The organism is Variimorphobacter sp. HTMS_6 (genome assembly GCF_059717775.1).
The window spans coordinates 2,763,622-2,786,429 of record NZ_AP046094.1 but is presented as its reverse complement, the minus strand read 5'-3'; the positions used below and the strand labels follow the sequence as shown (position 1 = coordinate 2,786,429).

Annotated in this window: 24 protein-coding genes and 1 tRNA gene; 13 read left to right on the top strand and 12 right to left on the bottom strand. The window is 35.8% G+C overall.

The genetic code is table 11. From position 1 onward, the window contains the following. The first annotated feature begins 72 nt into the window (after positions 1 to 72). Positions 73 to 1,029, top strand: coding sequence for a D-2-hydroxyacid dehydrogenase (locus tag AC6IWN_RS12630; RefSeq protein ID WP_497987768.1), 957 nt, complete (start codon positions 73 to 75; stop codon positions 1,027 to 1,029). Positions 1,030 to 1,114: 85 nt separating this feature from the next. Here AC6IWN_RS12630 and AC6IWN_RS12625 read toward each other — a convergent pair whose 3' ends face one another. The 3 genes from AC6IWN_RS12625 to AC6IWN_RS12615 all read right to left on the bottom strand — a co-directional run bounded on the left by AC6IWN_RS12625 (position 1,115) and on the right by AC6IWN_RS12615 (position 2,581). After that, positions 1,115 to 1,591 (bottom strand): SHOCT domain-containing protein, encoded by a 477-nt coding sequence (locus tag AC6IWN_RS12625; RefSeq protein ID WP_497987767.1) that lies wholly within the window; start codon positions 1,589 to 1,591, stop codon positions 1,115 to 1,117. Positions 1,592 to 1,707: 116 nt separating this feature from the next. Next, a complete protein-coding gene (def, locus tag AC6IWN_RS12620) occupies positions 1,708 to 2,163 on the bottom strand; it encodes a peptide deformylase (RefSeq protein WP_497987766.1) in 456 nt (151 codons plus the stop codon). A gap of 25 nt (positions 2,164 to 2,188) precedes the next feature. Next, complete coding sequence (locus AC6IWN_RS12615) at positions 2,189 to 2,581, bottom strand: hypothetical protein (protein WP_497987765.1); 393 nt, start codon at positions 2,579 to 2,581, stop codon at positions 2,189 to 2,191. A 223-nt stretch (positions 2,582 to 2,804) separates the two neighbouring features. On the opposite strand from AC6IWN_RS12615, the gene AC6IWN_RS12610 reads away from it, so the two are divergent. Both AC6IWN_RS12610 and AC6IWN_RS12605 read left to right on the top strand, forming a co-directional pair. Next, the gene (locus AC6IWN_RS12610; RefSeq protein ID WP_497987764.1) at positions 2,805 to 3,734 is read left to right on the top strand and encodes a bifunctional helix-turn-helix transcriptional regulator/GNAT family N-acetyltransferase; all 930 of its coding nucleotides are present in this window, start codon (positions 2,805 to 2,807) and stop codon (positions 3,732 to 3,734) included. A 56-nt stretch (positions 3,735 to 3,790) separates the two neighbouring features. Further along, positions 3,791 to 4,276, top strand: a complete 486-nt coding sequence (locus tag AC6IWN_RS12605) for a GNAT family N-acetyltransferase (RefSeq protein WP_497987763.1) — start codon at positions 3,791 to 3,793, stop codon at positions 4,274 to 4,276. 93 nt (positions 4,277 to 4,369) lie between these two features. On the opposite strand, the gene AC6IWN_RS12600 is transcribed toward AC6IWN_RS12605, so the two are convergent. Next, positions 4,370 to 5,254, bottom strand: a complete 885-nt coding sequence (locus AC6IWN_RS12600; RefSeq protein WP_497987762.1) for a MerR family transcriptional regulator — start codon at positions 5,252 to 5,254, stop codon at positions 4,370 to 4,372. Positions 5,255 to 5,623: 369 nt separating this feature from the next. Here AC6IWN_RS12600 and AC6IWN_RS12595 point away from each other — a divergent pair, with 369 nt between their 5' ends. Both AC6IWN_RS12595 and AC6IWN_RS12590 read left to right on the top strand, forming a co-directional pair. Further along, positions 5,624 to 6,169 (top strand): RNA polymerase sigma factor, encoded by a 546-nt coding sequence (locus AC6IWN_RS12595; protein ID WP_497987761.1) that lies wholly within the window; start codon positions 5,624 to 5,626, stop codon positions 6,167 to 6,169. Between the two features lie 730 nt (positions 6,170 to 6,899). Continuing rightward, a complete protein-coding gene (locus tag AC6IWN_RS12590; RefSeq protein WP_497987760.1) occupies positions 6,900 to 9,425 on the top strand; it encodes a glycoside hydrolase family 9 protein in 2,526 nt (841 codons plus the stop codon). Between the two features lie 221 nt (positions 9,426 to 9,646). Here AC6IWN_RS12590 and AC6IWN_RS12585 read toward each other — a convergent pair whose 3' ends face one another. The 7 genes from AC6IWN_RS12585 to AC6IWN_RS12555 form a co-directional block, all read right to left on the bottom strand. Next, a complete protein-coding gene (locus AC6IWN_RS12585) occupies positions 9,647 to 10,168 on the bottom strand; it encodes a hypothetical protein (RefSeq protein WP_497987759.1) in 522 nt (173 codons plus the stop codon). A 159-nt stretch (positions 10,169 to 10,327) separates the two neighbouring features. Next, on the bottom strand, positions 10,328 to 10,753 hold the full coding sequence (locus tag AC6IWN_RS12580; protein WP_497987758.1) for a hypothetical protein: 426 nt from the start codon (positions 10,751 to 10,753) through the stop codon (positions 10,328 to 10,330). Positions 10,754 to 10,843: 90 nt separating this feature from the next. Then, entirely contained in the window at positions 10,844 to 11,230 is a 387-nt protein-coding gene (locus AC6IWN_RS12575; protein ID WP_497987757.1) for a hypothetical protein, read from the bottom strand. Positions 11,231 to 11,342: 112 nt separating this feature from the next. After that, positions 11,343 to 11,705 (bottom strand): hypothetical protein, encoded by a 363-nt coding sequence (locus AC6IWN_RS12570; protein ID WP_497987756.1) that lies wholly within the window; start codon positions 11,703 to 11,705, stop codon positions 11,343 to 11,345. A gap of 510 nt (positions 11,706 to 12,215) precedes the next feature. Continuing rightward, positions 12,216 to 12,287, bottom strand: a tRNA-Gly gene (locus AC6IWN_RS12565). Positions 12,288 to 12,407: 120 nt separating this feature from the next. Continuing rightward, positions 12,408 to 13,172, bottom strand: a complete 765-nt coding sequence (locus AC6IWN_RS12560; protein ID WP_497987755.1) for a nitroreductase family protein — start codon at positions 13,170 to 13,172, stop codon at positions 12,408 to 12,410. 20 nt (positions 13,173 to 13,192) lie between these two features. Further along, the gene (locus AC6IWN_RS12555) at positions 13,193 to 14,062 is read right to left on the bottom strand and encodes an AraC family transcriptional regulator (RefSeq protein WP_497987754.1); all 870 of its coding nucleotides are present in this window, start codon (positions 14,060 to 14,062) and stop codon (positions 13,193 to 13,195) included. Positions 14,063 to 14,357: 295 nt separating this feature from the next. Between AC6IWN_RS12555 and mutY the strand changes: the two genes are divergently transcribed. Next, positions 14,358 to 15,428, top strand: coding sequence for an A/G-specific adenine glycosylase (gene mutY, locus AC6IWN_RS12550; protein ID WP_497987753.1), 1,071 nt, complete (start codon positions 14,358 to 14,360; stop codon positions 15,426 to 15,428). A 192-nt stretch (positions 15,429 to 15,620) separates the two neighbouring features. Then, positions 15,621 to 16,166 (top strand): SH3 domain-containing protein, encoded by a 546-nt coding sequence (locus AC6IWN_RS12545; protein WP_497987752.1) that lies wholly within the window; start codon positions 15,621 to 15,623, stop codon positions 16,164 to 16,166. Here the strand turns inward: AC6IWN_RS12545 and AC6IWN_RS12540 are convergent. Further along, positions 16,163 to 17,059 carry a LysR family transcriptional regulator gene (locus tag AC6IWN_RS12540; RefSeq protein WP_497987751.1) on the bottom strand — a complete coding sequence of 299 codons (897 nt, stop codon included), beginning with the start codon at positions 17,057 to 17,059 and terminating at the stop codon, positions 16,163 to 16,165. The two genes, AC6IWN_RS12545 and AC6IWN_RS12540, sit on opposite strands and share 4 nt — an antisense overlap. Positions 17,060 to 17,387: 328 nt before the next feature. Here AC6IWN_RS12540 and leuB point away from each other — a divergent pair, with 328 nt between their 5' ends. From leuB to AC6IWN_RS12510, 6 genes are all read left to right on the top strand, one after another. Continuing rightward, entirely contained in the window at positions 17,388 to 18,470 is a 1,083-nt protein-coding gene (leuB, locus tag AC6IWN_RS12535) for a 3-isopropylmalate dehydrogenase (protein WP_497987750.1), read from the top strand. Positions 18,471 to 18,533: 63 nt separating this feature from the next. Then, positions 18,534 to 19,799 carry a 3-isopropylmalate dehydratase large subunit gene (gene leuC, locus AC6IWN_RS12530; protein ID WP_497992205.1) on the top strand — a complete coding sequence of 422 codons (1,266 nt, stop codon included), beginning with the start codon at positions 18,534 to 18,536 and terminating at the stop codon, positions 19,797 to 19,799. A 15-nt stretch (positions 19,800 to 19,814) separates the two neighbouring features. Beyond that, on the top strand, positions 19,815 to 20,300 hold the full coding sequence (gene leuD / locus AC6IWN_RS12525) for a 3-isopropylmalate dehydratase small subunit (RefSeq protein WP_497987749.1): 486 nt from the start codon (positions 19,815 to 19,817) through the stop codon (positions 20,298 to 20,300). Positions 20,301 to 20,786: 486 nt separating this feature from the next. After that, positions 20,787 to 21,437 carry a nucleotidyltransferase domain-containing protein gene (locus AC6IWN_RS12520; protein ID WP_497987748.1) on the top strand — a complete coding sequence of 217 codons (651 nt, stop codon included), beginning with the start codon at positions 20,787 to 20,789 and terminating at the stop codon, positions 21,435 to 21,437. 68 nt (positions 21,438 to 21,505) lie between these two features. After that, entirely contained in the window at positions 21,506 to 22,381 is an 876-nt protein-coding gene (locus AC6IWN_RS12515) for a LysM peptidoglycan-binding domain-containing protein (RefSeq protein ID WP_497987747.1), read from the top strand. Positions 22,382 to 22,544: 163 nt separating this feature from the next. Then, the gene (locus tag AC6IWN_RS12510; RefSeq protein WP_497987746.1) at positions 22,545 to 22,724 is read left to right on the top strand and encodes a DUF1540 domain-containing protein; all 180 of its coding nucleotides are present in this window, start codon (positions 22,545 to 22,547) and stop codon (positions 22,722 to 22,724) included. The last annotated feature ends 84 nt before the right edge of the window (positions 22,725 to 22,808 follow it).

The window sequence follows — 22,808 nt, the reverse complement described above, 5'->3', positions numbered from 1 at the left end:
AACCAGAGGGTTGCCGCTGTGCATTGCACTACAGGATAAAATCTATATGGATGTAATTGAAAGGATAAACAGATGAAGCGAATTCTAGTAGTACTACCGGTGAATGAAAAACATAAAAGACGATTGGAGAGATGTAGTAAAGAAAGTGTATTTCACTATGTTCCGATTTCGGAGATAACTACCGATATGGTGCAAAATTCAGAAATTATAGTAGGAAATGTGCCGACAGCGTATATAAAAGAATCCAACACGTTGGAGCTGCTTCAGTTAAATTCTGCCGGAACGGATGGCTATATTCTGCCGGGAGTATTATCTTCTAAGACAACCTTGACCAATGCCACGGGAGCTTATGGGAAAAGTGTTGCTGAGCATATGTTTGCAATGATGATGTGCCTACAGAAAAAGGTACATCTCTACAGGGATGATAGAATAAATGGTGAGTGGAAGGATTACGGAACAGTCCACTCGATATCGGAGGCAACGGTTACAGTCATCGGATTAGGAGATATTGGGCTGTATTTTGCGGGAATGGTGAAAGCGCTTGGTGCTTATGTCATTGGGATCAAGAGACGAAAAAGCGATTGCCCGAGCCAAGTGGATGAGCTTCACTTGATGGAAGATTTGGAGGAAATCGTACCAAAATCTGATGTTATAGTTTCCTTTCTACCAAACACACCGTTAACATATCATCTGTATAATGCGGAATTTTTCGCAAACATGAAGAATTCAGCAATCTTCTTAAATGGAGGGAGAGGAACTGCAGTGGATCAGGATGACCTATTAGCTGCCATTAAAAATGGGGAGATATTATCCGCAGGTTTGGATGTGACTGATCCGGAGCCACTCCCACCCGAACACCCTATGTGGAGGGAGCAGAATATCATGATTACGCCTCATGTCTCCGGTGCATATCACTTACCGGAGACATTGGATAAAATCGTGGAGATAGCGGCTACAAATATAGAGAATCATCTTGCAGGCAAACCTCTTAGGAATATCATTGATTTTGAAACCGGGTACTGTAAATAAATAGAATGAATTTTATGTCACATCTTATATATATATATGTAATCATACGTTTTATGATTTTGTAGATTAAAGAACTAACTAAATATTAAAACATGTTATTTATGATTTCTGTTCTCTTTTGATCGTATTCCTCTTTTGATAACAGGTTTTTTTGATACATGTTTTTCAATTGTTCAAGTTTGCTTTCGGTTGAAAAGTCCGATTTTGAGTTGTTAGAAGAAATTTGTTCGATTTTGTGATAATTCGTAATTTGATTTCCGAAAGCAGAAGCAATTGCATCGGCGTTTTTAATACAATTTTTCTTGGCCAACAGATAAGGAACTTTTGCTCCACCAGTAATTAATACTTTTGTTATACTATCTGATTCTTGGGAGATTGTAACACTAACATAATCACCTGGAGAGGATGTAAGGCCTTTTACTTTTATCCGAATGGTTCCGATAACCTCGTTTTTCTCAGTGATTTCATAATTTTTTAAAGCAGATACTGATTCTAGAACCGCATCAAAACAATCATTAACTAAATAATTTATTTTCAGTTCGACATTATGTTCCATTAACATTATATTATATCTCCTTCTTTTTTACCTATATTATACATAATATGACTTAAAATAAAAAGTAGAAAGTGAAAAAAAATCGATAACAGCATAGATTACTGAACCCGCCAAAGAACGTTTTAAAGTTTGATTTCAGAGATAGCCTTATCTAGAAAAATCTGTCCATCCAGATGTTCAATTTCATGACAAAAGCATTTTGCCATATCATCTTCTCCGGTGATCAATACTTCCTCTCTGTTTTCATCCAGTGCCTGAATGGTGACCTTCTGAGGTCGAATTGTTTTGACGATACGATCAGGGAAGCTTAAGCACCCTTCAATACATTCTTGTTCTCCGCTATAACCGACAATTTTAGGATTAACCAACTTCAAATAATAATCACAATAATCTATAACGACCAATCTTTTTAATATACCTACCTGGTTAGCTGCCAACGCAGCACCATTCTCCGTATTATGTAAGGTATCCATCATATCATCAAGTATTTGTCGAATTTTATCATCAATGATAAGAACTTCTTTGCATTTTTTACGAAGTATCTTATCATCATTAAATCTAAGTTGCCTTATAGCCATTGACAATCCTCCTTCTGCTTATTGATTAATTATCATTTCTTTTGTAAAAGATTACTTCAAAAAGAGATATACCAAGAGTAGAACTAAAAGCTGTTGGAAGCACACGAAAAAAATCTGCTTTTGAAGGCCTAAAGATTATATCAAAAGCGAAGCACAGAACAGCAGATATAACGAATAAAACAATAAAATTTCGCAGCATTTTGCTTATTTCTAGCCATTTGAGTTTTCTTAAATTTGTAATCGCTATAATAAACATATATATAGAAAAAAAGATGAGGAAAAATAAAAAAACTATTACGAATCGCCAAGCAATTTTGCTTTCATTTTTAGTGTAAACAATAAAAAGTGTAACGATTGTGGCGACAAGAGCAATTATATAAAGAGCTTTTGTGAATAATAAAATTTTATTTTTCTTCATGAAGTTACCTCATTTTCTTAAGTCAAATAAATATCTAATTTATACCATTATATCATTCAGTTATATTCTTGTAAAAAAAATTCTAACTAAAATAATAGTTTCAGATCCAATCATTCTTTGCCTCTTGTAGTGTTGGTAAATAGTTGACAAAAGCAATTAAAATGATTGACATATACAACTAATGCTTATATAATTCCTATATAAAATAAGGAGATTATAAAGTATGAAGAGTGATATTAAAAACAGTGTAAAAATAATCAGAAGATTCAATCGATATTATACGAATATACTGGGGTTATTGGATCAGTATGTTCTGCAAAGTGATTTATCATTATCAGAAGTACGAGTATTACATGAAATCGAAAAAACAAAAGACTGCACTTCGAGAATGTTATCAGACATACTTTGTATGGATACAGGGTACCTAAGTAGAATATTAAAGAAGTTATATAAATGGGATTTAATAATCAAAGAAAAATCAACGAAGGACGGGAGAGCACAATATTTATTTCTAACATCAAAGGGCAAAGAAAAAATGAATGAACTAAATCATAGTTCAGATGAGCAGATCATCGAATTGATAAAACCTTTACCGGAGATTGATCAAAAACAAATCGTTCAGAATATGACATCGATAGAAACTATTTTGACAAAGGGGAATTTTATTAAGCTTGAGGATATCTCGATCCGAACTAAGATACATCCGGGAGATATCGGATATATTACATATTTACATGCACTGATTTATAATGAAGAGTATGGGTATTCCGAAGCATTTGAAGGTTATGTGGCAGAATCGTTGTACAAGTTTTTAGTTGATTATAATTCAAATAAGGAACACCTATGGTGCGCGCAACATAATGGAAACATTATCGGTTGTATCGGTATTATAGACCGGGGAGAGCAAGCTCAGCTAAGGTGGTTTCTGATTGATCCACACTATCGTAAATTGGGACTCGGTAAGAAACTATTGCAGGAAGCAATCCAATTTGCGAAAGAGAAAGAGTATCAGAGTATTTATCTATTAACATGCAGTGATTTGGATACCGCAATCAGTATGTATAAAAAAATGGGGTTTGTAAAGAAAACAACGGAAGCAAACATACTTTGGAGAGAAGATTTAACAGAGCTTACCTTCGAGATGAAACTATAGAGGAATTCAAAATATTAATAAGTAAGTGGTGACATAAAATGTGGAGGGATGATAATATGAATGTTAATATAAAACTAGCCTATGATAATGCAAGCAATATAAAAGAACTGTTTATGGAATATACAAATATGTTAGTTGAAAATGATCCTGTAGTAGCGAAATATTTGCAAGTACAAAATTATGATTCCGAGCTGGAACACTTGCATGTAAAATACGGGTTACCGGAGGGAAGATTATATCTTGCTGAAATTGGTGGTGAATCGGCTGGTTGTATCGCATTAAGACGGATAGATGATGAAATAGGCGAAATTAAAAGATTGTATGTCCGACCATCTTTTCGAGGCAATAAAGTTGCTCACAAACTGATAGAAAAGATATTAGAAGACGCAAAAAGTATTGGATATAAAAGTGTGCTTTTAGATACGCTACCATTTTTAAAGGAGGCAATACATTTATATAAGAAATATGGGTTTTATGAAATTGAATCCTATAATGATAGTCCGATGATTACGGCTATTTATATGAAATTGGATTTGGAATAGGGAATTTATATTAAAAACCATAAGAATGCTATCTGAATATTAACGATAGTACTCTTATGGTTTTTTTATATGATTTGATGTAATTGAACAGGCTTATTTCGTAAATGTATCAAGTTTTTTGGCTTCCGGGTATAGAGTATACAATTTTTCGTTTGCGATTTCACTTTGCTTACAGTATTCAGAATATGAGGAGCTTAATTTCTTCATTGCAGGGACTAAGATATCATAGTATCCGCTGGTTCGGTTAAACTCAATCAACAACGATTTCATTAGAGACATCGGAGAGTTTTTATAATCATCCGATTGAATATAAGTTAAGTAATACTCTAAATACTCTTTGTTTTCCTCGAGAAATTTTTCGGGATTTTCTATTGAATGCTTCATTTTATCGTTTATTTTACTAATATCTATCGTGCTGATGTTTTTTGTGCTTTCATCAAAATAAGTTTGTAATTCTACAGGAAAATGTAATGAAGGTGTATTATCTAAAAATGCTAAGATTTGCTCATAGGCAGCTTTTTGCTCATCCGTTATAATTGGTTCATTTATAAAGCGTGCCCAATGTAAGCTAATAAATCTTCCATAATATCCTGGGAAAGCATCTAGTAATTTCTCTGTAACGGAAGCACCTTGTTCAATTGCTTCTAATTCAAGTTTAATCTCGGAATAACTTTTACCACAGCTGAGCTTATCAAGAATAGCATTTTTTGCTCTTTCTCTTTGTACATTCAATTCATTACGAACGGCTAGTTTTTTTAGGGTGTCCCCATTTTCATCCGTAAGAACTGTTTTGATATCTTCAATACTAAGACCAAGTTTACGAAGAACAGATATTTTCTTTAGGCAGTCTATTTCGTCGTTACTGAAATCTCGATAGCCATTAGTGAGTATCTCTGGATGTATTAAATTCTGTTCTGAATAATATTCAATTGCCTTTTTCGTCAATTTTGTTATTTTACTTACTTCGTTAATTAACATAGATATCACCTCCAAAGCCATAGTAATCCAACACCTAAGGGGATAGTCAATAGGATAATGAAATAAAATCTATAAATAAAAAAGAAAAAACACAAGTATCAAAAATATAATGAATTGTTTTATGTAATTGCTTAAATATGTTAATTGCTTCCAAATATTAGTCATAGTTTTATTTGAACATTATCTTCTGTGAATCAAATTGCAATTATGACTAATTTTACCATATATAAAAATAATGGTCTATAATAATTCCTTTGTCGAGATAAGAAAGTGGGTATTATTCCTTAATGACTAGATTGGAAATTAATGTAAAATGTGTTATGATACAGTTATATTGATAAGCATAAATCTATAGAGGGGGAAGGAATAATGTTATTACCTAATTTAGCAGTATTTGAAACTGAAAACGATAAAAACATCTTAACAATGCTATATCAATATTATGAAGCTGCTATGTATAATATTGCATATAGTATTTTACATGACAAGTATCTTGCAGAAGATGCTATTAATGAAACTTTTATCAAACTGATCAAATATTTGCCCGACATAGAAAACATATATAGTCAAAAAACTAAAGCCCTATTAGTTATAATAATAAAAAATACTGCGATCGATATTTATCGTAAGCGTAAAAAACAATATGAATATGAAATGGAAGAACGAGAAGAAATTAGTGATAATGATGACATGCTACTAGACCAAATTATTGCGGATGAAAATTATCACGAATTTATGCTAAGGCTTAATAATTTGAAAAAAGAATATCAAGATATTATCTTATTGAAATATGTTTACGAATTATCTAACAGTGAGATTGGTAATCTTTTGAGTATGACGGATAGTGTTGTTCGCCAACATATTTGTCGCGCAAAAAAAGCAGTAAAAAAAATAATCATAGAGGAAGGGAATTAAAGCAGTGAAAACACTTCAAGAGATCATATTATTAGACAAGGATGACATTGAGCGGAACATAGCATCAGAATTGGATAATCAACCAATACCCAAGATTCAGTTTTCAAGGAATTACAATTATAGAAAGAAGCAAATTCTAAATCAGTATAGAAAAAAGTTATTCAAATTAAGGATTCGCTGGGCATTTGTATTTATATTTGTAATGATATTGGCGAGCCTAAGTTTTAATTATTGGAATAATTATAATATTAAAATTAAGTAGATTCAAGTGAATGGATTTACACTTTTTATACTATAGTAATTTGTTACTATTTATATCCATTTTTTAAGCAATAATTAATTAACCCCTACATATAATGTCACAAGCCCCTCTGATTTTCGTTATATTTAATGAAAATACAATTCGGAGGGGCTTGTTTATTGACAAATTAATTAAAAACACTTAATTGTAAATCAATTCAATGGGCTGGTACTTTCAATTAGTTTAAGTATTGCCGGATTTACTGAATTATGTATGGAAAGGAGCGGTATTGGGGGTTATAGCAGTGAAGTAGGCATTTTGCTTGGATTAATTGTAAGAATAATAATTATTAATAAGGAGGGAATCAACAAAAGAGTCATGTAGTTAAAAAGTGGACAAGGGTCTTAATTGCAAGTGTAATAGTCAGTTTGTTATTCAACATTAACATCGTTCCATTTAAACATTAATTTTAAGAAATGAGGTATGGGTATGCGTAAAATAATAAGTATAATGTTATGTGTTTGTATGTTAGCAAGTATTATTCTATATCATCCTACGAATGTTAAGGCAGAAACAAATTACAATTATGGTGAAGCAATGCAAAAAGCAATCATGTTTTATGAATTCCAAGAATCTGGTGATCTTCCTAGTGGTATAAGAAATAACTGGAGAGGGGATTCCGGTCTTAACGATGGCTCTGATGTAAGTCTTGATCTTACAGGAGGCTGGTATGATGCAGGAGATCATGTTAAATTTAATCTGCCTATGGCATATACAGCAAGTATGCTGGCTTGGAGTGCTTACGAATCAAAGGATGCTTTAGCAGACAGCGGACAACTTAATTATTTGTTGGCTAATATAAAATGGGCAACAGATTATTTGATTAAATGTCATCCATCCGCAAATGTATACTATTATCAGGTTGGTTCCGGTAGCGCGGATCATTCCTGGTGGGGTCCTGCTGAAGTAATGCAGATGGCACGTCCATCCTATAAGGTGGACTTGTCAAATCCGGGCTCGGCAGTAACAGCAGAGGCTGCATCAGCCTTGGCATCGGCAGCAGTGATATTTAAAGATTCAAATCCTACCTATGCAGCAACATGCTTAAAACATGCAAAAGAGTTATTCAGTTATTCCGATACGGTGAAGAGCGATAGTGGTTATACCGCAGCGAACGGTTACTATAGCCTATATGGTGGCTTTTATGATGAATTGTCCTGGGCAGCAACATGGTTGTATCTAGCTACCAATGATTCTACCTATTTAGACAAGGCTGAAAGTTATGTGGCAAATTGGGGTAAGGAAGGACAAACCACTGACATCGCATATAAATGGACCCAAAGCTGGGATGACGTTCATTACGGAGCAGCTCTGCTCTTGGCGAAAATAACCGGTAAAGCCGTTTATAAAAACTTTATGGAAATGTATCTGGATTACTGGACAACCGGTTATAACGGTAGCCGTATTACATATACACCAAAAGGTCTTGCATGGCTGGATTCCTGGGGGTCTTTAAGATATGCTACAACAACCGCATTCCTTGCGGGCGTATATGCTGACTGGTCAGGATGTACGGCCGGCAAGGTTTCAACTTACAAGACATTTATGAAACAACAAGTAGATTATGCACTTGGAAGCACTGGCCGTAGCTTTGAAGTAGGCTTTGGTACGAATTCTCCGCAGCATCCACATCACAGAACAGCACACAGCTCCTGGGCTGATAGTCAGACGGTACCAAATTATCATAGACATACAATTTATGGAGCATTGGTTGGTGGTCCTGCCAATAATGACAGCTATACTGATACAATCGACAATTATGTTAATAATGAAGTAGCATGTGATTATAATGCAGGTTTTGTAGGAGCTTTGGCTAAGCTATACGGTACCTACGGTGGTAATCCGATTGCTAATTTTACTGCAATGGAGCCGGTTACTAATGATGAATTCTTTGTGGAAGCAGGAATTAATGCATCCGGGCCTAACTTTATTGAAATAAAATCACTATTATATAATGAATCCGGTTGGCCGGCACGAGTGGGAGATAAGTTATCTTTTAAATATTTCGTTAATCTCACAGAAGCAGTCAATCTGGGTTACTCCGTTTCGGATTTTACCGTTACTACCAACTATAATTCAGGGTCTAAAGTATCACAGCTTCAGCCTTGGGACGTATCAAATAATATTTATTATGTAAATGTTGACTACACAGGGACAAAGATATATCCGGGAGGGCAGTCAAATTATCGAAAAGAGACGCAATTTAGAATTGCAGGACCTATGAATACTACTTTTTGGAATAGTGCGAATGATTATTCCTTTACAGGGTTAAGCGGGGTAAGCTCAGGTAATGTAGTGAAAACAACCTATATTCCTGTGTATGATGCTGGAGTTAAGGTATATGGTAATGAGCCGGGTTCAGCTACACCTACACCAACAGTTACCGTGAAACCTACGGTCACACCTACCGTGACACCAATATTGACGCCTACTATAACACCTTCAATAACACCTATAGTAACACCTACCAAAGCACCTACACCAACGGTTACGCCAACACCTACGATAACGCCTACACCTACAGTAACTCCAACACCTACGGTAACACCTATACCGGGAACAGCGATTCCTGCAGTATCGGTTACAACTAGCCAAAATGGGAATACGGTTAATCAGCAGTATAACATTACAGCTCAGGATGGAACAATTGATTTATCCAAAGTCAGAATAGTATATACCGCGACCGGCATGAGTAGCGCAGCACAGAATGTGTGGTGTGACAGTGCTGCATTGCAGCTTAACGTGTCTCCTTGGTATCAGGATGTAACTGGTAAAGTAAGTGGATCAATTGCGAATGCAGCTCTGACACTAACCTTTACGGATGCAGTAACTCTTAAGTCTGGAACCGGTAACTGCTCTGTAAATATACGATTTGCAAAGGCAGATTGGTCAAATTATGGTACGTTGACCAATCCGGTTGTGAAGGTATATTATAATGGAACATTGGTGCAGTAGAATAACTACAATCGAACAGTAAGTCGAATATGTATTCATTATATATAACTAATAGATAAGAAAAAGGAGCTTTTGCGCTTTCGATGAATTCTCATCTAGTTTGCAGAAGCTCCTTATTATGTATAATAAGAGATGGAACCTGACGATCATTTATTGAACTTATCTAGATAGAATAGTACCAATTAATGAGTTATAGTTTAAAGAAATTAGTTGCTTAACATTTAGTCATAAATATTACCATCTTTATCAACAAAAACACACTCAAGTGAATAACTATTTGATGGAGCCTCGTTATAAAGAATTTTATTATCAGTTGCATTTAGTTTTAAGGGTTCAATAGCTTTACTAGATACAGTATATGTTATTTTAGCATAATCTAAATTCGCTTTATTTGCCCAGAACAAGTCATAATTTTTATGATTTACAATAATATTAAAATGGATTACTTGATCACTTTCGCTTATACAACGGACTTGAAATCGATACTTTCCTTTTCCTACTGGTTCAAAAAGAGCCAAACCATACATGTTATTGGAACTTATAAAACCGCTAACGATATAATTATCAATTTGAATTTCATTACTAATATGAATCGTACTTCCGGTTATTTTACTTTGCTTGTTCAATACCAATTCTCTTTTTTCAACGGTAGAACAATCGAGTTTGTTTTGTTCAGCGCCAAAATATAGTAAAGAGACAATAAACACAGCACAGAATGCAATTAAAATAATAGGCTTTTTCATTTTATCTTATACCCTCCCTAATTAAGTATAACTAACCCACAGCAAGTATCCCTTATCTGCATTCCATTCAATCAATTATGAGTCTCATATTGCTACGAATATTGAAATTCCAACGTATAGAAGATTAATGATACACATTAGATATATGATATTTTTATATTAAACACATGGGAACGTAATCCCATATTTTTTTAAGATTAACTCTAATTCAGTTCTCTTTTCTTTGGAGATGGTATAGAAGAATTTATTATCTTTTCCTAATCTCATTGTACCACATTTGTCACAAGCAGGATATAATGTGATTTCTTTCGTTCCGTCATCAAACACTAATTCTACAGAACCAAAACCGCAGGATGGCGTTGAAAAGTCTTTGATAGCAATTCCTTTACATAGGTCTATTATATAATTCAAGTCATCACGATCAGTTATCTCTAAATGAATATTTTTGTCTGTATATTCATGATTAACAATAATTTTTTTAGTAGAATCCAAATTAATGGATCTTACACATTGTGTAAATATAAACACGAAAAGAATTGATATAATAAGCAAGGATGGTATTGCAAATTTTAAAGCTTTTTTCATAATGTTTTCCCCCAATAATATCACGATCATAAGTTTATCCACCATATTATAAAATACAAAATCCTTGTCGTGGATAGTTGTAAGTCCATCTTAGTGAACTTTTTCTTTATACAAAACTGAAAATATGATACCCACTATTAGACCAGGACCCCAAACAACCAATCTAAATCTGGAATCAAACAATATACTGCTGAAGCCGATGACATCACCATGTGGTTTATAAAATAATGCAGAAATAAGGATAAATAATAAATTCAATGTAAATGTTAGCAGTATGTATGGCTTTGCTTTATCTCTTTTTAAATGTTTTATAGCCATAAAGGCTATAACGGCTGAACCGATTGGAGCAATAATCCAAGAAAATAGAAAAGGTATTGGTATTATGCTGGTCATAGCGAAAGGCACAATACCTAATAGATAATAGCAAATAATAATACAAAAATAAAAAGGTATTAGATTAAGTAAGAACTTTAACATAGTTAACCTCCATCTGAGATAACATATTTTGTTTTTGCTAGATTCAGAAATGTTAGCCGTTCTTTAAAAATGTGCCTCAAGAATAATTTACCGGGCTCCAATATAGCGTTTGCTACCACTCTTTTTCGATTTTATTATTTAAACGTTCTTGTATTTCGCTCAACGGAGTTTGATAGCTAATCAGGACTTCTATCTCCATTTTTCTTTCCGTATTTTTTCGATCGTTGTGTCGTATTAATTCATCAAAATCATACTCCATATCATCAACAAAAACCAAATAATAGTCTTGCTCTGCAAGTTTAACTAGTTTTGGCTTTTCTCCCTTATGAACCTTTTTAATAAGATAAAAGTAATCAACAACGATAGTATCTATATCATCAAAAGTTCCACCGTTATTTACTTTTTCCATTGCAGATATTATTCTGTTTTCGTATTTTTTTATTATGCCATTAAAAAAAACATCTAAGAAACTCATATTTGACCCTCTCCTTTATCATTATGAAGTATTTTCACTTATCTATTGTGAGTTTAAAGTAATCTGTTTTTAAATAAGTTTACTAATTAATCAAGCAATCATAATCATGTTACTTATGAATGAGTTTGTTGAGCATTATTAAACAATAGAATATTATTAATTCTATCATAGCTGTATCCGATTATCTACCATAAAATGTATTTTATTGACATAACGAATATCTCATTAAAGCCAGCTTTTCCCTGAAGGATGAGTGTTTTTACACATATGCCTCAATTCTTATTCGTCCGAATGCTCACTCTGTGAGAGTAAGAATCTGATCTATGTAGCCACTACGAAGACGGGGATTCGATGCGTCTTTCTTTCATCGTCTTCGACTCGAAACAAAGCCGCGGAAAGAATGGAGATGTCGGCGTGAGGCCTCCATTCCATTCTTTCTGGTTCTGCATCCATTGACTCAGACACAATAAAAAAAGAGTATATCCATTCGGATATACTCCTTTTTTATTAAGCGCGAGACGGGATTCGAACCCGCGACCCTCGCCTTGGCAAGGCGATACTCCACCACTGAGCCACTCGCGCATATTATGTTTTCGTGCTTGTCTGTTACCTCGTGAGCACATTACATAATATACTATAGATTGTTTTGCTTGTCAATAGAATTTAAAAAGTTTTTTAATTTTTTAAAATAATTTATTTAATTCAACCAATTGTAATGGTGCGAAGGTATTCGTTACTACGGAATTGCTTGGTGGTTAAAGTGTCGGTAATGCCAAGGGATACCTCGACCCAGAGTTCATCTGCAGCGAGCAGAAGGTTAGCAAGCATAATTCCCATGTCGATCATTTTGTTATGATCTAGTGTTTTTGCTATCAGATTATGTTTTCTGGTAAAGATGTGAATTCGGTTTTTGTACACCACAAAGCGCCACGGCTGGCTATTATAGATCGAGGGAGCGAGTCGGGCAGCAGAGAGTAATTGCTTTATATCGGAGGGGACTTCCTCTTTATATACGATTACTTCCGCTTCCGGAAGACAATCTACCTCGTAGATATCACCAACAGACGGAGCAGAAGTCTTGCCGAAGGCAAGGGCTATTGCAAAATCATATTTCATCGTAGATTTTAGGCTATGGCCGGGACTTTTGTACTGAAAACAGGTACCCAAGCCCTTCGCAGTAATATATAAACTTAATTGCTGCATAAGGTATCCGGCATTCATTAGATAATCCTCTTTCTCCTCAGAGGAGATGCAAATATAATAGGGAGCTTTTATATGAAAAGGTCCACGAAATCCTTGTTTTTCTTCAATATTGCTTACCAGCCTAAATTCAACGGCTATGCCTTCGATCAGCGTTGGGAGATTGTTTGCAAACTCTAATATATCGGAGAGAACATCCCAATCCAGTCTTTCGTTTTGAAAGTTCTTCACAGACTTTCTTGAAAATATAGCATCAAATGTATTCATATTACAATTAACCTTCTTCCTTATTCGCTTGATGCATTTTTACGCATGGCTCTCTTCTTATAATATAAGGGAGATACACCATAATATTTTTTAAATAACTTACTGAAATGATATACGTCTTCGTAACCAACCTGATTTGCGATGCTTTTGATGCTGCCGCTCTCAGAATTCAGAAGAATATCTTTTGCTTTTTCCAAACGAATTTTTATCAAATAGTTGATTGGTGATTCGCCTGTTTCTTCCTTGAATATCTTGGAAATATAAACAGGGCTCAGAAAGATATTATGTGCAATTTGCTCCAAAGATATCTTGTTTTCATAATTTTCATTCAAATAATTTATGATTCGGTTTACTGCATAGCTTTTATTATAGGATTCAAAATTACAACCCTTCTGATTGGACTTTTCCATATCAGATATTTCGCGCATGACAAGTAGAAGCATCTGCATCAGATGTGTTTTAAACATAAAATATCTTCCAATCAGATTACTTTCCTTTTCCGCAATCATCGCATAACAATGCATGGATATCTCCTGCTTTAGTTCAGAAGACATATGAACGATACATCCACCATCAGGCAATTCAATTGAATTCGGAGCCATGTTCTTGAATTGAAAGTCTGTAAAACCAGAGATGAATTCAATGGTCGGTTCCTTTGGATTGGTTATAATATGAGTATGCTTCACCCCAGGATTGCAGATAACAAGATCTCCTGCTTCAACATCATATTCCGTTCCGTCAACCAGATATTTTCCTTTACCGGATAATATATAGGCCAATTCCGTGTAATCATGATCGTGATAAACGCCTTCTGTCAGCAATTTCACTTTCGTTACATAGAATACGGTTGGATTAAAATCATTATAGGTTAAATCATAATCAATTGCCATAAAAATCCCCATTCCGCCGCGTGGCTTAAATACAATAAAAATATTATAGCATTACATTTATTAATAGGTAAACAGTTTTGTGAAAATTTTTTACAGTAATCCTTCCGATTTTTTATACTTAATTTCACGATAAAATTGTAAAATGTAACAATAACGGATGTATTCGTTTAGATTTGTTACTTTCTGGATTGACTTGTTTCATCGAGCAAAATACGATAATATAAATATATCGAATGATAATAGATCAATTTACATAATATCGGGAGATATTTTTAGTACAATCAGGAGAATTAACATGTCATATAACTACAAAGAAATCGTACCCTACCTTTTGGACTGGTTTGAATTGAATGCAAGAATTCTCGCATGGAGGGAAAATCCACGACCTTACTATATTTGGGTCTCAGAGATCATGCTTCAACAGACCAGGGTAGAGGCGGTAAAAGGATATTTTGACCGCTTTGTCGCAGCGTTGCCTAATATAGAAGACTTAGCTTATGCAGAGGAAGAGAAGCTGCTTAAGCTCTGGGAGGGACTGGGATATTATAGCCGGGTACGAAATTTGCAAAAAGCTGCATTGGTGGTCATGAAAGAATATAACGGTGAATTGCCCGCTGATTACGAAGCGTTACTTCTACTTCCGGGTATCGGAGAATATACAGCCGGAGCAATCTCTTCGATTGCATATCAGATTCCTGTTCCTGCAATTGATGGGAATGTATTGCGCGTAACCAAGAGACTGGAAGGTAGCTTTGATGATATTACAAGGAGCAGTGTGAAAAAGGTATTACGTGAAAACCTATTGAGTGTGATACCAAAGGACAGGCCGGGAGATTTTAACCAGGCATTAATGGAGCTGGGTGCGACGATATGTCTTCCGAACGGAAAACCACTCTGTGATAAATGTCCGGTTATGCATCTGTGTAAAGCATTTCATGAAGATAATGTCATGAAGATTCCGGTGAAACCACCCAAGAAGGAACGCCGCATTGAGCCACGTACCATTCTTCTTATGGAATACCAGGGAAGATATGTGATTCAAAAAAGATCCGAGAAAGGGCTGCTGGCAGGCTTATGGGAGCTGCCCGGTTTAGAAGGCCTTTTGAATACAAAAGAGGTTGAAGAGCTGTTACAGGAGATGGGAATCAGGCCGGATCGAATAGAAGAGCTTGGGAAAGCGAAGCACATATTCTCCCATGTGGAATGGCATATGCTTGGGTATCATGTAAAGCTAACGGACAATAGCTTACCCGTTAAGGAATATCAACGGTGTCAGTGGGTATCGGACAAAGAGATGTTAGAAACATATAGTATTCCAAATGCCTTTTTGCCATATACAAAAGATATTATAAAAAATATAACATAATTTATTATTGTAATATCAATTAAGTATGTTATCATAGTAAATGATGTTTTATGACTAAAGACAAGTTAATCACTATATAGCCATAGAATATGTGCAGAATAATAGAGGTTAGTGTAGAAAATTAAGATTTTCTACACAGCAAGTTTGTGCTGGTGTTCAAATTTGTGAGCCTTTACAGAATGGAGGTTTTATATGAAAAAGAGCATATATTTATTCATCATAATGACAGTAATATTTCTGTCAGGTTGTAGTACAAAAGATAAAATGGTTGATTTTATCCCATCACCAATTCCTACTGAAGATGGCAGTGACGAATCCGATCAGGACGCTGAAGCTACGAAAGCACCATTACCATCACAAAAAGCGGAGTATTTGGGAGATACCGTCACCAAGTATACGAATGGAGACAATATTAATGTTAGACCGGCACCTTCCACAGAAGGAAATCCGGTTGGTACATTGGGATTTGCAGATAAAGTAGAAGTTATCTCGGTTGATAACGGATGGGCTAGTATAATATATAATGGTACAATCTGTTATGTAAAGGCTGCGTTTCTTGTAGATAGTAAGCCTGAACCAACGGAAGCACCGACGAAAGCACCAACCAAAGCACCGACAAAGGCGCCAACGAAAAAACCAACACCAACTCCGAAAGAGGAGCTGAATACATCAGACGATACGGATACCACCGACTTTACCCCAACACAAAATCCGGATAACGAAGGTCCGCAGATCTAATTTGATTTATACTTAGTAACAAACTGCATAAATTTCAACATGGATTCAGAGAGGTAGGCATTCTTGTAATAAGAGAAGCCCACCTCTCTTTTTTGCACCGGAGTTTTTAATGGAAGCTGTATAAGTGCACCACTTTTTAACTCATCTTGAACAAAGGCTTTAATTACACCTGCGATTCCAAGGCTGGTCTTTGCAAACTCAATCAAAAGGTCCATACTGCTGATTTCGAGTATGTGTCTTGGCACAATTGAATTCTGCTCAAAATAGGTATTGATATATTTTCTGGATATATTTTCTTCGTCCAGTAGCATAATATTCGCATTAGAAAAGAGATCTGTGGAATTCTCTCTAAGTTTCAGGTTATCAAGATAGGTACGGGTAGCGACAAACACATCCTCAATCTCTACTAAGGAATGAAATTCATAAGCTTCCATATTTGTCGGAGTGGCCACCAGCCCGATATCCAAGTCATTGCTTTCTAGCAGTTTGAGCGTATGGGTTGAGGATTGGTTATCAATTGTAATCTTGATATGAGGATTTTCTCTAACAAACCCATCCAGATAAGGAAGGAGAATATATTTGCATAGTGTTGTACTAGCGCCGATTCTTAAATGTCCGATACCCAAATCTTTAATTCTCTTCAAGCTTTCTTCTCCGCGGGCTAAAGTTTCAAAAGCACTCTTTGTATGTTCGTAAAGTAACGAACCCTCATCGGTCAGTCGCACTCCACGTGAGTTTCGGATAAATAGTGTCATCCCTAAGTTCTCCTCAAGTGTTTGAATGGCTTTACTTACCGCCGGTTGGCTGATGTATAGCTGCTTCGCTGCTCGTGAGATATTCAGTGTTTCTGCAACCGTGTTAAAGATATAATAAAAGGATAAATTTTGTTCCATTTGACACTCTCCTTGCCATAACCTACAGTTATAAAAGACATTATTAATATGTATTATAATTATATCAAATAATGTGGTAGAATAGCAATATCAAATGAAATAGTAATTGCACATGCAGTTTTAAACAATGTATATTTGGCTGTGTGGATGCATATTTCATCTTATTATTGGGGGTAATAAAATTTTTATACATACTTAGGAAGAAGCCTTCTTTACTAAGTGTCCGAGGGAGATTCTCTAGAGCTGAGTTATCTCCCTCGGTATTACATAAGAATGAAGTTTTTATGGGGGAATCCCCTGGAAATATATAATAATGGAGGTCAAAAGAATGAATTATAACATCGCAGTTATACCGGGTGACGGAATTGGACCGGAGATTATTACTGAGGCAAAAAAGGTATTAGACCAAATTGGCTTAAAGTATGGACATAATTTTGACTATACGGAAGTACTCATGGGGGGCGTATCAATTGATGCCACAGGGGAGCCGTTGACGAAGGAAGCGCTCGAGACAGCGAAGAAGAGTGATTCGGTATTACTTGGAGCAGTGGGTGGTAATGTAGGCCAGTCGAATTGGTATTCGCTCCCGCCCCATTTAAGACCGGAGGCAGGACTTCTAGCGATTCGCAAGGGACTTGGATTGTTTGCCAATATCCGCCCGGCTATCCTCTTTAATGAACTAAAAGGCGCCTGCCCGTTGAAAGAAGAAATCATCGGGGATGGTTTTGACTTCGTTGTTATGAGAGAATTGACCGGTGGACTTTACTTTGGAGAACGCAGCACCGTGGAAGAGAATGGTGTGAGAAAAGCAACAGATACCCTTGTATATGACGAGCATGAGATACGTAGAATTGCGAAATGGGCATTTGAAATTGCGATGAAGAGAAATAAAAAGGTCTGTAGTGTGGATAAAGCGAATGTCTTGGATTCTTCAAGATTATGGAGACAGGTAACCAAAGAAGTTGCGAAGGATTACCCGGAGGTTGAGCTTAGCGATATGCTTGTAGATAATTGCGCGATGCAGCTGGTTAAAGATCCAAGACAATTCGATGTAATTCTTACAGAGAATATGTTCGGTGATATCCTATCTGATGAAGCGAGCATGGTAACCGGATCCATCGGTATGTTAGCATCTGCAAGTCTAGGAGATACCAAACTGGGCTTATATGAACCGAGCCATGGTTCTGCACCGGATATCGCAGGGCAGAACAAAGCAAATCCAATTGCAACGATTCTGTCAGCAGCGATGATGCTTCGATATTCCTTCGATTTAGAGAATGAAGCGAACCGAATTGAGGAAGCAGTAAAGTCTGTGCTCAAGAAGGGATACAGAACAATTGATATTATGTCCGAAGGCATGAAATTAGTAGGAACAAAGGAAATGGGAGACTTGATTATCGCTGAATTATAGTCTTGGCCATATCAACCTTAATTTGAGTGACAATAATAAATAAAATATAAGGAGGATATTATGATGGGAATGACAATGACGCAAAAAATATTGGCGGCGCATGCAGGTCTTAAACAAGTAGTTGCAGGCCAATTAATTGAGGCGGATTTAGATTTAGTATTAGGTAACGATGTAACCGCTCCGGTTGCTATTCATGAGATGGAAAAGATGACGATTAAGAAGGTGTTTGATAAGGATAAGATTGCTTTGGTTCCGGATCATTTTACACCGAATAAGGATATTAAATCCGCAGAGCATTGCAAATGTGTTCGCGAATTTGCAATGGAACAGGAGATTACGAATTATTTTGAAATTGGTGAGATGGGTATTGAACATGCGTTATTACCAGAAAAAGGCTTAGTTGTTGCTGGAGATGTTGTAATCGGTGCGGATTCTCATACCTGTACCTATGGAGCACTCGGAGCATTTTCAACCGGTGTTGGAAGTACTGATATGGCAGCAGGAATGGCTACCGGTAAAGCATGGTTTAAGGTTCCTTCCGCATTAAAATTTGTTTTGACCGGTAAACCTTCCAAATGGGTTAGTGGTAAGGATGTTATATTACACATCATCGGTATGATCGGTGTGGACGGTGCATTATATAAATCAATGGAATTCGTTGGCGATGGAATTAAGAACCTCTCCATGGATGATCGTTTTGCCATGGCAAATATGGCAATTGAAGCCGGTGCGAAAAATGGAATCTTCCCGGTAGATGAATCTGCTATTGAATACATCAAAGAGCATTCTTCAAAGGAATATAAAATCTATGAGGCGGATGAGGATGCAGAATATGATGAAGTCTATACGATTGATCTTTCTACATTAAAATCAACCGTTTCCTTCCCTCATCTTCCGGAGAATACCCGTACCATTGATGAAGTGGGAGAAGTAAAGATCGATCAGGTTGTAATTGGCTCCTGTACGAATGGTAGAATTGAGGATTTACGAGTTGCAGCGAAGATTTTAGAGGGTAAAAAAGTAGCAAAGGGTATGCGTGTGATTGTATTCCCTGCTACACAGGCAATCTATCTTCAAGCAATGGAGGAAGGATTACTTGCTACCTTCATAAAAGCGGGAGCGGTTGTAAGTACACCGACTTGCGGTCCCTGTCTTGGTGGACATATGGGAATCTTAGCAAAAGGGGAAAGAGCAGTTGCAACAACAAATCGTAACTTTGTAGGCCGTATGGGTCATGTAGAATCCGAGGTATATCTGGCTAGTCCTGCAGTTGCTGCAGCCAGTGCTATAACTGGTAAGATATCAGGACCTGAGGAAATTGGATTATAATATTAGGAGGTAACTATGAAAGCATTTGGTACAGTACACAAATATGGTGATAATGTAGATACAGACGTAATTATTCCCGCACGTTATCTGAATTCCTCCGATCCGAAGGAACTTGCAGAAAAGTGTATGATTGATATTGATCAAGATTTTGTTAAACGTGTAAAGGTTGGAGATATCATGGTGGCAAATAAGAACTTTGGGTGCGGTTCTTCCAGAGAACATGCGCCGATTGCAATTAAGGCCTCCGGTATTAGCTGTGTTATCGCAGAAACCTTTGCAAGAATTTTTTACCGCAATGCAATTAACATTGGTCTTCCGATTATCGAATGTCCGGAAGCTGCAAAAGAGATTGAAGCAGGAGACCAGGTTGAGATAGACTTTGACAGCGGTGTAATCTTTGATAAAACAAAAGGTACTCAGTACCAGGGTCAGGCTTTCCCGGAATTTATGCAAAAGATCATTAAAGCAGAAGGCTTAATTAATTATATCAATAATAAGTAAACAGTAATAATTACAGAGGATACTGCATTAGTGAGCAGTATCCTTTATTTCTATACAATTTCAATAGGAGGGAATCGTGCAGAGCTTTATCCAATCGGGTATATTGAATCAGAGATGAGATGATTTATAATGTGATAGTGCCGGAGTGGATAAATATTCTGATGACATAGTTTTTTACTGGAGATATACATCCCTGAATTACAAATTATGTATATTTTGCTATACGATAACAAGTTAAGATTGACTTTGTTATAGGTATGATTTATTATAAATACAAGATAACAAATTTAAAATTATATATGTTTACACCAAGTGAAATTCGAGGAGGAATTCCATATGCTTAAGCAGATGGAACCTCCTTTTCTATTTGCTAAAATTTTACTTAATGAATGCTTTCTAGGCAAGATGTGCACTTCGCGTTATAAAATTTTGCTTCGCAACCGCTACCACTTGGTCATGTTAATTTTCTTGTATTGGAGTGATATTATGAAACATCAGGAATTACTAAAAAAAATTATACCCGAATTAAGAGCCGACAATTCAATCACAGCCGTGATGCTTATGGGATCTGTGGCTGCGGAGACGGAAAATCCAAATTCGGATTTGAATCTTTTTATATTAGGAAGTAAGAATAAATTACAATCAGAACTAATAGATGATATTATGGTTGAATATCTATACGTTACGCAGGAAGTAGCTAGGTCAAAGCTTGACAAAACAGGTACTGAGGTTTATCACTATATGGGCAGTAAGATTATATATGATTTGGACGGAAGATTGATCAAGCTTATGCGTAGTGCGATAAACAAATATAAGAAGTATAAGGCGAATGAAAAAGATAAACTTGAACTTAGGCATTGGCTCTATGGTGCGAAATCAAAGCTTAATGCTTCTATCAACCAACAGGATATGCTTATGTCAGATTTTATTACAGCAACAGCAACCGACAAAGTTATTGAAGCAGTGTTTGCAATTAATGATATACCCCTGCCTCCAATCAGCAGAATGTTTCATGAATTACCGAATTTGAGGCATATACCGGAACCGGATTGGTTTGAGAATTTATATAACAAAAATACAATAAGAAGAACAGAAACTATTTTCAAAACTATTGACTGGGCATTGGATTTACTATAGAAAAGGAACATTTTTCATGCCAATTACATAATTATAAATAGAACTTTATATAAGTGATGGTATAATAAATGTTTAATTCGATTGAGTATACAATAAGACCATATGATACGATATGGATGCTGGCTCAGGTGTTTAATACATCCGTTGATTCAATTATGAATATGAATCCCGGTATTGATCCGAGAAATCTTCAGTTAGGTCAGGTTATCAAGATTCAGCCTGATTATCAGTATGCATCATCACATAGAGGAATGGTACAGGGGATGAATTATTCCGTTTATCCAGCTGAGATGAACAATTATAATGACACCACCGATATGGATATGGACATGGATATGGATAATATGGGTTATGAAGGTATGGGTGAATGGTTCGAAACTGGATATATGGACGACGATCAGGAAGCAGTTCAGATGGCGGATCTTATGAATTATTTTCGTATGTTATGGGAACAGCATGTTGCGTGGACGAGAATGGCTGTAATAGGAATTATTCATAATCTTCCGGAATCTTCCCAAATCATAAATCGGTTATTACGTAATCCTTCGGATTTTGCAAAAGCATTGGAAGTATATTACGGGAAGGAAGTTGCTGATAAGTTTATGCAGTTACTGACGGATCATCTGACGATAGCAGCGGATTTGTTTAAGGCTGAAAAAGAAGGAAACAAGGGAGCTTCAGAAGAAGCTGATAAGCGCTGGCATGAAAATGCTGAAGAGATGGCACAATTCCTCGCCTCGATTAATCCATATTGGAATGAAGATGACTGGAGCGCTATGTTTGAGGAGCATTTGAAACTATTAAGTGATAACGTGAAACAGATGCTAAATGGAGACTACGAGGAAAGCATCAACGGTTATGACGCTATTGAATTACAGGCTTTAGAGATGGCAGATATGATGGCAGACGGAATCATGAGACAGTTTTCAGGCATGGAAGAATAACTATAAGTAGGAATAAATGATATTATACACCTGCGAAGCAAAGTTAAAATATAAAAAAATTCATAAAAAGTGTGATTAATGCCAATGATTGAAGTAATGTATGATTCTCTTTTTCTTGACTCATAATAGTATCGTAACAAATATAATTTATGGAGGGAATAATATGTCAATCAGAAAAATGGATAAACCAAATGATGGCGTTAGATGTATTGTAAACACTTGTGAATACTATATGAATGGTGATCACTGTGCAGCTGAAAAAATCAGCGTAGAACCTAGAAACGCACATCAGTCAGATGAGACAGATTGTTCGACTTTTGAACCAAAAGGTAAAACGTTTTAATTTCACAAAATTCTTTAACCTAATATTAATTGGTGAAAAAAGAAGTTGTTGTAAAATTTGCAACAACTTCTTTTTTATATTTAT

Excerpts from the sequence above, each read along its gene's own strand:
- AC6IWN_RS12615 (WP_497987765.1), bottom strand. The coding sequence starts at position 2,581 with ATGAAGAAAAATAAAATTTTATTATTCACAAAAGCTCTTTATATAATT.
- AC6IWN_RS12585 (WP_497987759.1), bottom strand. The coding sequence starts at position 10,168 with ATGAAAAAGCCTATTATTTTAATTGCATTCTGTGCTGTGTTTATTGTC.
- AC6IWN_RS12560 (WP_497987755.1), bottom strand. The coding sequence starts at position 13,172 with ATGAATACATTTGATGCTATATTTTCAAGAAAGTCTGTGAAGAACTTT.
- leuD (WP_497987749.1), top strand. The coding sequence starts at position 19,815 with ATGAAAGCATTTGGTACAGTACACAAATATGGTGATAATGTAGATACA.
- mutY (WP_497987753.1), top strand. The coding sequence starts at position 14,358 with ATGTCATATAACTACAAAGAAATCGTACCCTACCTTTTGGACTGGTTT.
- AC6IWN_RS12630 (WP_497987768.1), top strand. The coding sequence starts at position 73 with ATGAAGCGAATTCTAGTAGTACTACCGGTGAATGAAAAACATAAAAGA.
- AC6IWN_RS12610 (WP_497987764.1), top strand. The coding sequence starts at position 2,805 with ATGAAGAGTGATATTAAAAACAGTGTAAAAATAATCAGAAGATTCAAT.
- leuB (WP_497987750.1), top strand. The coding sequence starts at position 17,388 with ATGAATTATAACATCGCAGTTATACCGGGTGACGGAATTGGACCGGAG.
- AC6IWN_RS12520 (WP_497987748.1), top strand. The coding sequence starts at position 20,787 with ATGAAACATCAGGAATTACTAAAAAAAATTATACCCGAATTAAGAGCC.
- AC6IWN_RS12540 (WP_497987751.1), bottom strand. The coding sequence starts at position 17,059 with ATGGAACAAAATTTATCCTTTTATTATATCTTTAACACGGTTGCAGAA.
- AC6IWN_RS12515 (WP_497987747.1), top strand. The coding sequence starts at position 21,506 with ATGTTTAATTCGATTGAGTATACAATAAGACCATATGATACGATATGG.
- AC6IWN_RS12605 (WP_497987763.1), top strand. The coding sequence starts at position 3,791 with ATGAATGTTAATATAAAACTAGCCTATGATAATGCAAGCAATATAAAA.
- AC6IWN_RS12595 (WP_497987761.1), top strand. The coding sequence starts at position 5,624 with ATGTTATTACCTAATTTAGCAGTATTTGAAACTGAAAACGATAAAAAC.
- AC6IWN_RS12580 (WP_497987758.1), bottom strand. The coding sequence starts at position 10,753 with ATGAAAAAAGCTTTAAAATTTGCAATACCATCCTTGCTTATTATATCA.
- AC6IWN_RS12555 (WP_497987754.1), bottom strand. The coding sequence starts at position 14,062 with ATGGCAATTGATTATGATTTAACCTATAATGATTTTAATCCAACCGTA.
- AC6IWN_RS12625 (WP_497987767.1), bottom strand. The coding sequence starts at position 1,591 with ATGTTAATGGAACATAATGTCGAACTGAAAATAAATTATTTAGTTAAT.
- AC6IWN_RS12590 (WP_497987760.1), top strand. The coding sequence starts at position 6,900 with ATGCGTAAAATAATAAGTATAATGTTATGTGTTTGTATGTTAGCAAGT.
- AC6IWN_RS12510 (WP_497987746.1), top strand. The coding sequence starts at position 22,545 with ATGTCAATCAGAAAAATGGATAAACCAAATGATGGCGTTAGATGTATT.
- AC6IWN_RS12545 (WP_497987752.1), top strand. The coding sequence starts at position 15,621 with ATGAAAAAGAGCATATATTTATTCATCATAATGACAGTAATATTTCTG.
- def (WP_497987766.1), bottom strand. The coding sequence starts at position 2,163 with ATGGCTATAAGGCAACTTAGATTTAATGATGATAAGATACTTCGTAAA.
- leuC (WP_497992205.1), top strand. The coding sequence starts at position 18,534 with ATGGGAATGACAATGACGCAAAAAATATTGGCGGCGCATGCAGGTCTT.
- AC6IWN_RS12575 (WP_497987757.1), bottom strand. The coding sequence starts at position 11,230 with ATGTTAAAGTTCTTACTTAATCTAATACCTTTTTATTTTTGTATTATT.
- AC6IWN_RS12570 (WP_497987756.1), bottom strand. The coding sequence starts at position 11,705 with ATGAGTTTCTTAGATGTTTTTTTTAATGGCATAATAAAAAAATACGAA.
- AC6IWN_RS12600 (WP_497987762.1), bottom strand. The coding sequence starts at position 5,254 with ATGTTAATTAACGAAGTAAGTAAAATAACAAAATTGACGAAAAAGGCA.